The 11864-nt window shown below is 50.7% G+C and carries 12 protein-coding genes; 5 read left to right on the top strand and 7 right to left on the bottom strand.

What is annotated here, in order from left to right; all coding sequences use genetic code 11:
• The first annotated feature begins 287 nt into the window (after positions 1-287).
• Positions 288-794, top strand: coding sequence for a hypothetical protein (locus CUZ56_RS04400; protein ID WP_126978672.1), 507 nt, complete (start codon positions 288-290; stop codon positions 792-794).
• Between the two features lie 160 nt (positions 795-954).
• Here the strand turns inward: CUZ56_RS04400 and htpG are convergent, their stop codons facing one another.
• Together htpG and aroC are read right to left on the bottom strand one after the other, a co-directional pair.
• Positions 955-2850, bottom strand: a complete 1896-nt coding sequence (gene htpG, locus CUZ56_RS04395; protein ID WP_126978670.1) for a molecular chaperone HtpG — start codon at positions 2848-2850, stop codon at positions 955-957.
• A gap of 172 nt (positions 2851-3022) precedes the next feature.
• Complete coding sequence (aroC, locus tag CUZ56_RS04390; RefSeq protein WP_126978668.1) at positions 3023-4111, bottom strand: chorismate synthase; 1089 nt, start codon at positions 4109-4111, stop codon at positions 3023-3025.
• A 170-nt stretch (positions 4112-4281) separates the two neighbouring features.
• On the opposite strand from aroC, the gene CUZ56_RS04385 reads away from it, so the two are divergent.
• Positions 4282-4608 (top strand): DUF1840 domain-containing protein, encoded by a 327-nt coding sequence (locus CUZ56_RS04385; protein ID WP_126978666.1) that lies wholly within the window; start codon positions 4282-4284, stop codon positions 4606-4608.
• Between the two features lie 52 nt (positions 4609-4660).
• On the opposite strand, the gene CUZ56_RS04380 is transcribed toward CUZ56_RS04385, so the two are convergent.
• The 3 genes from CUZ56_RS04380 to CUZ56_RS04370 form a co-directional block, all read right to left on the bottom strand.
• Positions 4661-5485, bottom strand: a complete 825-nt coding sequence (locus CUZ56_RS04380) for a phosphodiesterase (protein WP_126978664.1) — start codon at positions 5483-5485, stop codon at positions 4661-4663.
• Positions 5486-5656: 171 nt separating this feature from the next.
• On the bottom strand, positions 5657-6262 hold the full coding sequence (locus CUZ56_RS04375) for a nitroreductase family protein (RefSeq protein ID WP_126978662.1): 606 nt from the start codon (positions 6260-6262) through the stop codon (positions 5657-5659).
• Between the two features lie 158 nt (positions 6263-6420).
• On the bottom strand, positions 6421-7209 hold the full coding sequence (locus CUZ56_RS04370) for an exodeoxyribonuclease III (RefSeq protein WP_126978660.1): 789 nt from the start codon (positions 7207-7209) through the stop codon (positions 6421-6423).
• A 12-nt stretch (positions 7210-7221) separates the two neighbouring features.
• Here CUZ56_RS04370 and pyrE point away from each other — a divergent pair, with 12 nt between their 5' ends.
• From pyrE to CUZ56_RS04355, 3 genes are all read left to right on the top strand, one after another.
• Entirely contained in the window at positions 7222-7914 is a 693-nt protein-coding gene (gene pyrE, locus CUZ56_RS04365; protein WP_404948027.1) for an orotate phosphoribosyltransferase, read from the top strand.
• A 400-nt stretch (positions 7915-8314) separates the two neighbouring features.
• Positions 8315-8974, top strand: coding sequence for a DUF4124 domain-containing protein (locus CUZ56_RS04360; RefSeq protein WP_126978658.1), 660 nt, complete (start codon positions 8315-8317; stop codon positions 8972-8974).
• Between the two features lie 66 nt (positions 8975-9040).
• Positions 9041-9571, top strand: a complete 531-nt coding sequence (locus tag CUZ56_RS04355) for a CinA family protein (RefSeq protein ID WP_126978656.1) — start codon at positions 9041-9043, stop codon at positions 9569-9571.
• An 85-nt stretch (positions 9572-9656) separates the two neighbouring features.
• Here the strand turns inward: CUZ56_RS04355 and CUZ56_RS04350 are convergent, their stop codons facing one another.
• Positions 9657-11369 (bottom strand): cation acetate symporter, encoded by a 1713-nt coding sequence (locus CUZ56_RS04350; protein ID WP_126978654.1) that lies wholly within the window; start codon positions 11367-11369, stop codon positions 9657-9659.
• A 20-nt stretch (positions 11370-11389) separates the two neighbouring features.
• Positions 11390-11698 carry a DUF485 domain-containing protein gene (locus CUZ56_RS04345; protein WP_126979626.1) on the bottom strand — a complete coding sequence of 103 codons (309 nt, stop codon included), beginning with the start codon at positions 11696-11698 and terminating at the stop codon, positions 11390-11392.
• Positions 11699-11864 lie beyond the last annotated feature (166 nt).

Raw genomic sequence — 11864 nt, 5'->3', positions numbered from 1 at the left:
GTTTTAATCATTGCTGAAACTGGCTTTGCCATGTTTCGATTCTTCTTTTTGCTTCGGCTAGACCTGGTCTGCTGAACAGTAAATCATTTTTCAGAAACGGCTGCCTTCACAGGCATCTTCATGTATCCAATTTTTCTGAAAAGGAATTATTATGTTTGACATTGTAAATTAAATTCTGCCGACTATTCAACAGATATCATCAAACAAAAAGATTTTACTCGCCTATCATTGCAAGCATGTCTTCATTTTGCATGCATGCTATCTGGCCATTAACAAAGGCAACAACAATGGCAACTGCACCTGATCTGCTGCAAGTGCATGGCTATTTCCATGCCACGCTTTATTTCCGTTTTCCTTATCTACAATACCAACTTATGAAAAATAAATTTTTAGGCGCTATCTGTGTCCTGGCGGTACTCAGTATTGCATGCTGGGTATTAGGCCGGTCATTTGGCTGGATCGGCATTCTGGCAATTGTCTTTCTGTTTGTCATACTGTGCGGCTTTCAGTTGTACAGTACGGTCAAGCTCATCTCTACCATCAACCATGCGCCCGAAGGCTATACCGCCAACGCATCCCGGCTGGTACAGCAAATCCGTATCGGCATGCCGCTGGTTAAAGTCGTCCAGACAGCCCAGGCTTTAGGCAAAAAAACCTCTACACAGCCTGACACCTATATATGGCAGGATGCACACCACCGTGTCATTGTGACGGTAGAAAATCAAAAAGCTGCACACATTGAACTTCAGCCGGTTGAGCCTGCAACACCCACACCTTCAACACCATTTTTATAACGACCAGCAGGCACTTTCGATAACACGCTGATGCATTTCACAAATAGTTGTATGGCGTTTTCTGCACATGATTTCACGTACATTAAATACCTTTTACCTATTTACCCAAAATAAAACGGGCCGCAGCCCGTTGAAAAATATTTCATTCACGTTCACACAATTACATTAACAACCGATTCACCCGCTGTACATACGCAGCAGGGTTCTCCAGTGCACCGCCTTCGGCCAGAACCGCCTGATCAAAAATAACGTTTGCCAGATCACTGAACTGATCCGCATTCTCTTCTTTGAAAGCGGCCAGTTTTTTGATCAGCGCATGTTGCGGGTTGATTTCCAGAATCGGCTGCGTTTGAGGAACTTCCTGACCGGCCTGTTGCAACAAACGCGTCAGATGGGAAGACAGCGCCCCTTCCGAAACCACCACACATGCCGGCGAGGAAACCAGCCGTGTAGTGGCACGCACTTCACTCACCCGCTCTTGCAGCACATTTTTGATTTTTTCCAGAACCGGCTGCAAATCATTGCCGGCATCCTGCGCTTGCTTTTTCTCTTCTTCATTTTGCAAATCACCCAGGTCTGCCGTACCTTTGGCAACGGACTGCAAGGGCTTACCGTCAAACTCTTGCAAAAAGCTCAGCATCCATTCGTCCACACGGTCTGTCAGCAGCAGCACCTCAATATCTTTGGCATTGAATATTTCCAACTGAGGGCTGTTTTTCGCTGTTGCCAGCGTATCGGCCGTCACATAATAAATGGCTTTTTGCCCGTCCTGCATGCGCGCGACATAATCAGCCAAAGAGACTGTCTGCGCATCAGACTGGGTGGAGGCAAAACGCAGCAACTTGGCAATGCGCTCGCGGTTATTATTATCCTCACCCACGCCTTCTTTGAGCACCGGGCCAAACTCACGCCAGAAGGTTTGATACTTTTCCTGCTTGGCCGTATCCTCGCTGTCTGCCATGTCTTCCAGCAGACTTAAAACCCGCTTGGTCGAGCCATCACGAATCATGCGCACATCACGGCTGTCCTGCAACAACTCACGGGAAACATTCAGCGGCAGGTCAGCCGAATCAATCACACCTTTGACAAAACGCAGGTAATTGGGAAGCAGTTGCTGCGCATCATCCATGATAAAGATGCGTTTGACATACAGCTTGACGCCCGCTTTGCTGTCACGGTTCCACATATCCATGGGCGCATGCGACGGAATATAAAGCAACTGTGTATATTCGGTTTTCCCTTCTACACGGTTATGCGTCCACGCCAGCGGCGCCTCACTGTCCCAAGAAATCTGTTTGTAAAACTCAATGTATTGCTCGTCACTGATCTCGTTTTTGGAACGGGTCCATAATGCGTTGGCCTGGTTGACCGGCTCCCACGCGTCCTGCTCAATGTACTCGCCTTTGTCTTTGTCCCATTCCTGCTGGCGCATCAGAATCGGCAGTGAAATATGGTCTGAATAACGACTGATGATCTGCCTGACCTTCCAGGACTCCAGCCACTCATCTTCACCTTCACGCAAATGCAGCGTCACCGATGTGCCCCGTTGTTCGCGGGCAATATTTTCTATTTCAAATTCTCCAGCACCCTCGCTTTGCCAGCGTACCCCGTCTTCGGCATTCAAACCTGCACGGCGCGATTCAACAGTGATGCGGTCAGCCACAATAAAGCCGGAATAAAACCCGACGCCAAATTGGCCAATCAGATTGGCATCTTTCTTTTGATCACCCTCCAACTGGCTGATGAACTCACGTGTTCCACTTTTGGCAATGGTGCCCAGATTGCTTGCCGCCTCTTCAAAAGACATGCCAATCCCGTTGTCGGTAATGGTCAAGGTGCGCGCTTCTTTATCAATGGACAGCCGGATCTGCAAATCCGGCTCGTCTTCATACAGCGCGGGTTTGTCAATGGCTTCAAAACGCAGCTTGTCGCAGGCGTCAGAAGCGTTGGAGACCAGTTCACGCAGAAAAATTTCTTTATTGGAATACAGCGAATGTGTCACCAGATGCAGCAATTGTTTCACTTCTGCCTGAAAAGATTGTGTCTGTTTACTCATGGTTTATAAACATTAATTGGTTGTTTCAACAGGGTAACGGCATAAAAACTTTTATGCCGTCCAATTTAACTCTATTTAATTAAGGACAGGATCAGCCCAATTCAAGAGGTTGCTGCCGGCAATTGTTTTTCATATCCGCAGCAATGCACCTGTACGGCCCCTTGCGCAGTCATCAGACAAAAGGAAAGCCCGCGCCCTTGACTTCGCCGCGCAGAGCCCGCTGGCGTAACACATGGTCCATGACCACCAGCGCCAGCAGCGCTTCGGCAATTGGCGTCGCACGAATGCCGACACACGGATCATGCCGCCCGTGCGTTTCCACCGTGACAGGGTTGCCTTCGGTATCCAGCGAGCGCCGGGGCACACGGATCGAACTGGTCGGTTTAATGGCAAGGTGTACAACCAGATCCTGCCCGGTTGAAACGCCGCCCAGAATGCCCCCTGCGTGGTTGCTCATAAACCCTTCAGGTGTGATTTCATCACCATGCTCACTGCCTCGCTGCGAAACACTGGCGAATCCGTCTCCAATTTCAACCCCTTTAACCGCATTCAGCCCCATCATGGCCTTGGCAATATCAGCGTCCAGCCGGTCATAAATGGGCTCACCCAGCCCTACTGGCATCCGCTGCGCCTCAACCCGGATGCGCGCACCAATGGAGTCTCCATCGCGGCGCAATGCATCCATATAAGCCTCCATCTCGGCAATCTGAGAACTGTTGGCCGCAAAAAAAGGATTCTGTTCTGTCTGAGCCCAGTCTTCTATTGCAACCTCAATGGCGCCAAGCGCTGTCATGCAGCCCCGAAACGTCGTGCCGTACTGCTCCTGCAGCCATTTCCGAGCAACCGCGCCTGCGGCCACAGTGGGTGCCGTCAACCGTGCAGACGAGCGGCCGCCACCACGGGGGTCCCGCACGCCATATTTATACCAATAACTGAAATCCGCATGTCCGGGCCTGAAACTTTGTGCAATATTGGAATAATCTTTGCTGCGCTGATCGGTATTGCGTATCAGCAGCGCAATCGGCGCCCCGGTGGTATAGCCCTCATAAACGCCGGAGAGAATCTCCACCTGATCGGCCTCCTGCCGCTGCGTCACATGGCGTGACGTTCCCGGTTTGCGGCGATCCAGCTCCACCTGAATATCTGCCACCGTCAACGCCAAGCCGGGCGGACAGCCATCAACCACACAGCCAATTGCCGGGCCATGTGATTCCCCAAAATTCGTGACGCGAAACAGTTCGCCTAATGTATTTCCTGCCATGGGCGTATATTATCGTAGAGACTGCATTTTGCACATATTTATACAGTATTTCAGGTTTTTTCTGATAAACCCACCCCGACGATATGTGCAGCGGCGGCACTTTTTAGAAATTTCCACCTGCAGGGCATACAATAACAGCAAACCCAGACCATTGATAAGAAAGTACTGACATGACCTATACATTCAAGAGTCAGGCAACAGGCGATTTACTGATGTTGACCAAACCGGCCCAGCAGATACTGGAGCTTGTCGGCAAAGACCCCAGCAAACCCGGCATTATTGATGTTCATGAGATTGCAGGGGCCATCACCGCCTTGCAAAAAGCAATTGATGCTGAAAAAAACCGGGCCAAAGCCACTCCTGAAGCCAATGAAGCCGCACAGGCCGACATGCAGGAAGCCAATATCCCCATTTCTTTGGAGCAAAGAGCCTGGCCTTTTATCGAAATGCTGAAAGCCGCACAGTCTGCCGGAAAGCCCGTGGTCTGGGGCGTGTAAAGCACTTGCAGCCTGGATTGATGGCTGCCTGCGTTTATTGAGGCATGTTTGATTAAAAAGAAAACGGCCCGGCAAAATCATCCAGCGCCATCAGATGGGATGTGACGCAGACATTGGACGCCTGCCAGGTATGCAGCAGGCACCCGGGAGATTCAAATGTGAAACTGGGAGCCTCAGCAGGCAGGAACTGAAATGCCATCTGATGTGCCACCGATGGTGTCGTAATCGCAACCGTCCCGCCAAATGCGTGTGCACACATGCGGTGGACATGGCCACACACCACGCGCTGAACCTGGCGGTTACTGGCAATGATCTGCTCCAGACGGGACACGCCCTTCAACAACCTGATGCCGTCCATAAAAGCCATACCGGTTTTGAATGGCGGATGATGCATGGCCACCACCGTAGGACAATCCGGCTCCTGCGCCAAAACATCTTCCAGCCAGTCCAGCCGCACATCACACAACTCCCCATGCGGTTTACCGGGCACCGAGGTGTCCAGCACGACCAGACGCAACTCATCAACCTGAGCGGTATACTGGATAAACCCTGCGCTTTGCATGCGGGGGTCCTGCACTAAAGATGGGAACGCCTGCAGCATATGATCCCGCCGGTCATGATTTCCGGGCAGCACATAAACCGGCATATCCAGCATCGAAATAATATCTTTTAAATGCGCATAGCTTTGCAGCTCGCCATCATCAACCAGATCCCCCGTAATCACAACGGCTGACGGCTGTAACTTCATGCGCTTGATTTGTTTGATGGCCTGCATCAGGCAAGAACGGGTATCGACCTTACCCGAAAGCATCTGCCCTTCCGGCACAATATGGGCGTCACTGAGTTGTAACAAGATTTTGATAGGTTCTGGCACCATATTCTGCCCGTTTGAAGGAATATTGTAATCTTTTAGTTCATTTGATTTCGTTATGACCCCAATTATCAAGGCTTACCGGCACTCTGTATATCTTGGCAGCCTACGAACTTTGTGAACAATTTATCAGATTAAGGACTTTATCATATGGCCCTGTATAGGATCTGCAACAGGTTACCCCCCGGTCCAGATACGGATAAATGCTCCAGGGTCAGGCCGTTCCACATGCTTTTTCGGTTCTTTCGGTGTGCCTGCATATAAAAAACCGATCAATTGTTCGTCATCGGCAAACCCCAGCGCTTTTTGCACATTCACATCATACGCATTAGGCCCGGTCCCCCAAAAACCACTGTATCCCATCGCCTGTAGCGCATTCAGAATGTTCATTGCAGCCGCAGCAACAGCAAATGCCTGTTCCTGCGCCGGTACTTTGCGCGCCGGCGTAATGTGTACCCCCAGAGCAATGATCACAGGGGCGGCCAATGCCTTGCTGCGCATCCGCGGCACATCATCATCTGCCCCCCGTTGGTGCGCGGCCTGTTCAAAAACGTCGGCCAATGCCTGGCGTGCGTCTCCCTGTATCACCACAAAACGCCATGGTTTCAGGTGCCCATGATCCGGTGCCCGCAATGCAATATCAATCGCCAGGTTCAACTCCTGTTCACTGGGGCCAGGAACTGTCAATGGCCAGGCAGAATAACGGCTCAGCAATGCCTCCAGAGTCGCACACTGTGATTCGCTGTAATGAGAAAAGTCGTATTTTTGAATGGAATTCATCATATTGATATATCAAATTACCGTATCCATCGCACGCTCTTGCCTCTTGCTCTTGATACCTGATTCAGCAAGCGTGCCCTGATGCGAGAAAAGCGGATGCGCCTTGCCCAGTATATCCAACACAAGAAAACTGCCCTGGCAGTATTGATGACCGGTTCACGTTATGCCACCGCCAGATCATAGTCAATGCCCAGTGGCGCATGGTCAGAAAACCGTTCATCCTTATAAATAAATTCAGACCGCGCCTGCCCCGCGATTGCAGGCGTTGCCAGGTGATAGTCAATACGCCAGCCCACGTTTTTGGCCCAGGCCTGTCCCCGGTTGCTCCACCAGGTATATTGATCAGGATGCGGGTTCAAACGACGGAACACATCAACCAACCCGCCACTTTCCAGCAAGCGGGTCATCCAGGCACGCTCCTCTGGCAAAAACCCCGAATGCTTTTGATTACCGCGCCAGTTTTTAATATCGATGTTATGGTGCGCAATATTGACATCACCACACAAAATCAGCTCCCTGTCCTGCTTCAGTTGCATCAGATGGGGGTACATCACATCCAGGAACCGGTATTTGACCTCCTGCCGTTCCTCGGAACTGGTTCCTGAAGGAAAGTAACAACTGATCACAGAAAGCTTTTTCCCTGGCCGGTCAAAACGCGCTTCGACGTAACGACCCTCGGCATCAAACTCACACACACCCAAACCATAAACCACATCGCTGGGTTCACTCCGGGTATAGATTCCCACACCGCTATACCCTTTTTTTTCAGCACAGTGAAAATACCCTGTCATATCAGCTAACTGATCAAAACGCCCCTGAATATCAGGCAATTGCGCCTTAAGTTCCTGTACACAAATACAATCAGGTTGCGTGCGCTCCAACCAATGGGCAACACCTTTGGTATATGCTGAGCGGATACCATTGAGATTTAAACTCACCAAACGAAACAACTGAATACTCCTATGTCAATGATGCACGAACCAGACCAGCTCGCTCAAGAATTCATTCGCAACGCCGTTGAAAACGGTGTCCTGCGTTTTGGAGAATTTACCACCAAAGCCGGACGCTTGTCTCCCTACTTCTTTAATGCCGGGTTATTCAACGATGGTGCCAAGCTGAGCCTGCTGGCCCAGTTTTATGCTCGGCGCCTGATTGCCAGCGGCCTGTCGTTTGACATGCTGTTCGGCCCGGCATACAAAGGCATCCCGCTGGCCGCAGCGGTGGCGATTGAACTGGCCCGTCTGGGACATAACGTACCGTTCGCTTATAACCGCAAAGAAGCCAAAGACCATGGCGAAGGCGGAACGCTCGTCGGCGCCGCGGTAAAAGGCCGGGTACTGATCATTGACGATGTCATTTCTGCCGGAACATCTGTCCGCGAATCCCTGGCATTGATTCAGCATGCCGGCGGAACACCTTGCGGCGTTGCCATCGCTTTGGACAGACAGGAGAAAGCCACCGCCTTAGGGGCAGATGGACAGATCCACGATGTGGAACATTCCGCTGCACAGTATGTGCAGCAAACACACCAGTTACCTGTGATTGCCATCGCGACGTTACACGATCTGCTGGACTATCTGCAAACTTCTGCCGCCCCTGAGTTTGCGCTTTTTCATGCCAAAGTACTGGCGTACCGGAAACAATTTGGCGTGTAATGTCAATGCCATGTTCCATCAACAGCCTGGCGCAGAACAGCCATCAGAGTAACAAACCTCTTTTGAATGAGGGAAATGCTTTGAGTTTGGCATGACAAAAATGTTAAATCATGTTGAATCTCTGTCATAATTGTCACAGTCAGTAAAAAATATGACATATTTCGTTTTATAACTCTTGGTTATTTCGCTTAACATTCTTGTAAAACTATCGCGTTATAAGCAATACTTTTTGATAATCCTTTTTTTCATATACCTTCTGCCAATTGAAGTTATTAAACTGGTATAACATGGGAAACATGTCTCATGATTCTTGATTAATTGACATTGCTCACATCTTTTGGCATCTTTTTTGCTGCTTTTTAGTCTAATATGTACCTTAGGTTGTTATAGAATACTTATTATGCTGACACGTCTGGCTTCTTTTTTGTTATTACTTACTTTCGTAATAACGCCTGCGTGGGCACAAAAGCCAACCACCAACTCAACAACCATTACGTACGCCTGCGAAACGGCAGATGGACGCAAACTGGTGTCTGACCGGCCGATTCGCGAATGCCTTTACCGGGAACAGCGTGTTTTGGGCCTCAGTGGCGCCACACTGTCGGTCATTCCGCCACAACTGACCCCTCAGCAGCGAGCTGCTCAGGAAGCTGAACGCCGCCAACAGGATGCAGCCCGGCAGGCACAGGAAAGAGCTGATGCCTCTGCCCGCAGTTTGCTCGTCCGTTATCCTTCGCCGGCATCTCATGATAAAGCTCGCGCAGAGCAACTACAGCCATTGACGGAACGGTTGCGTGTGGCACAAGAGGAAATGGTCGTTCTTGAAGACACCCGCCGTACGTTGCAGCAGGAAATGCGGCCTTACTCATCCCCTGCTGACGCGCCAATGCAATTGCGGGAGCGTTATGAGTTCAACCAGCGCGATATTTCCATTCAGCAGCGGATTATCAACAACCTGGGCACCCAGATAGAAAATACCAATACCCAGTTTGATCAGGAGCACCAGTTGCTCACCCCTTATTGGCAACAACGCTCGTCTGCCAATGGAGCAGGACGCTAGTAACGCCCTCTGGTCGCATCACCGTGTTGCGGGCGTTTGCCACCAGCCAAAGGTGCCCGTTTTGTTATGACTTTGATCCATGCGTCTTCATTACAGCCCCTGCTTGCAGAACTATCCGGTGCATTATTAAAGCGCCAGCAGATGTTATGCACAGCGGAATCATGCACTGGCGGGCTTATTGCAGCTTATTGCACCAGCCTTGCGGGTTCAAGCCAATGGTTTGAACGTGGCTTTGTCACCTACTCCAACGAAGCCAAACATGAGTTGCTTGATATCCCTCTGGCACTGATTGAACAACATGGCGCTGTCAGCGAACCCGTCGCGCACGCCATGGCACAAAATGCACTGAGCCATTCCCGGGCACACTGGAGCGTATCCGTTACGGGCATTGCCGGACCTTCCGGCGGCTCAGCAGAAAAACCGGTAGGGTTGGTCTGGTTCGGATTTGCCAGACGGTTGTCTATACATTCCACCGCCACAGCAGAACTGCAAATTCAAACAGAAAAAATGCATTTCCCAGGCGATCGCCATGCAGTTCGTCATGCCACGGTTGAACATGCACTCCATGGCTTACTTGCCCGCCTTACCCATTCATAAAATAACATGCGGCATGTGCTGCAATGCACATGCCGCATCAGTCAAACTATGACCCAAAGGGATTAGTCAAATCCCTTTTTAATGATCAATGTTCCGCTGCTCTGGAAGCCCCGATACCGGTTTCAGAGCGAATCTGCTGCGCAGGAAACAACGCCCGTTCTTTCTGCGCCTGAGCACTGCGATCCAGAACCGAGAACAGCCATACGCCGACAAACCCGATCGTCATAGAAAACAATGCCGGTGATGCATAAGGGAACAATGCCGACCCGGCAGGATTACCCAATGTCACCTCCCACACCGGTGGCGAAACAATGGTCAGGCCCAGCGATGAAATCAGGCCCAAAAATCCGCCAATCACCGCTCCACGGGTCGTACAGTTTTTCCACAGCACAGAAAGCAGCAAAACCGGGAAGTTAGCCGACGCCGCAATTGCAAACGCCAGTGACACCATAAAGGCTACATTCTGTTTCTCGAATGCAATACCCAGCAACACGGCAACCGCACCTAATACAATGGTCGTGATTTTGGAAACACGCAGTTCTTCACGCGTTGTTGCTTTGCCTTTTTTAATTGCCGTGGCATACACATCGTGTGAAATAGCGGCTGCACCCGAAAGGGTCAGTCCGGCCACCACGGCCAGAATCGTTGCAAACGCCACGGCGGAGATAAAGCCATAGAAAATGTTACCCCCTACGGCTTTCGCGACCAGCACAGCAGCCATGTTATTGGCCCCCTGCCCGCCTTTGAGCGCCCCTGTAGCGGTATTGGCAAACTCAGGGTTGGTTGTAACCAGCGCAATGGCACCAAAACCGATGATGAAAATGACAATGTAAAAATAGCCATTCCATGCAGTTGCCCACAAAACCGATTTACGCGCTTCTTTGGCATTTGGCACGGTAAAGAACCGCATCAGAATATGGGGCAGTCCGGCCGTACCAAACATCAGCGCCATACCAAATGAAATAGCCGATATCGGATCTTTTACAAATCCGCCTGGCGACAATACCGCCTGCCCCGCCGCCGCCGCTTTATCAGGCGTCATACCGGCATTGGCCGCATGCAGCGCTTTCACTTCAACGGCTTTGGCAAACAATGATCCCAAATTGAAATTAAAGTTCCAAAGCACCATGAACGCCATGAAAGTCACGCCAAACAGCAACAGACAGGCTTTGATGATTTGAACCCATGTCGTAGCAGTCATGCCACCAAACATCACATACACCATCATCAAAACGCCAACCAACATCACGGCGATCCAGTAATCCAGCCCGAACAGCAGTTTAATCAGTTGCCCGGCCCCTACCATCTGGGCGATCAGATAAAACGCCACCACCACCAGGGTTCCCGATGCAGAGAAAATACGGATAGGTACAGGCTGAAAACGGAACCCGGCCACATCGGCAAACGTATATTTACCTAAATTGCGCAACCGCTCTGCCAGCAGAAACGTCACAATCGGCCAGCCGACCAGAAATCCAATCGCATAGATCAGTCCGTCATATCCGGTCATCATAACCGCTGCCGTAATCCCCAGAAACGAAGCGGCAGACATAAAGTCCCCGGCAATCGCCAGCCCGTTCTGAAAGCCTGTAATACCACCGCCGGCCGTATAAAAATCAGATGCAGATTTTGTCCGTTTAGCCGCCCATTTGGTAATGAACAGCGTCGCCCCGACAAATGCTAAAAACAGCACAATGGCAATCCAGTTGGTCGGCTGCTTGTCTGCCACACCCACATCCCCTGCCGCCTGCGCCTGTAAAGCCAAACTGCCCAGTCCCAGAAAAACAACTGGGGGCATCCATGTTTTTTTGGAGTGAATCATTGTTGAATCTCCGATTTGATTTTTTCAATCAGGCCGTCATAACTTCTGTTCGCCTGCCGCACATAAAAGGCCGTCAATATGATCATGACCACAATCACACCGAGTCCTATCGGTACGCCAATGGTTGTCACACCTTCGCCAATACGTTTGGCAAGAAACTCCTTATCAAATGCAATCAGCGAAATAAAGCCGTAATAAATCACCAGAACCACCAGCGTTAGCGAGCCGCCCAGCAGGTTGCGCTTTTTACGCAATGCAATGTAGTCGGGGTTGGCTTCGATCTGAGCAATTATCTGCTCACTCATACCTGCCTCCTGCCCTACTTCCGGAGCTTTTCCCGAGTGATCGCGCTTTTTGTCTGCCCCGGTGTAATTGGGAGGGGCACCGATTCTCACCACCATTTGTTCATCCATTATCTTGTCTCCTTACACCCCTGCCAGCAGGTGTATACGTTATGCGGGGATACGCCAA

Source organism: Saezia sanguinis, assembly GCF_003991585.1.
GTDB lineage: Bacteria > Pseudomonadota > Gammaproteobacteria > Burkholderiales > Burkholderiaceae_C > Saezia > Saezia sanguinis.
Note: the sequence above shows the minus strand (reverse complement) of the source record. Positions and strands in the feature narration are given on the sequence as shown.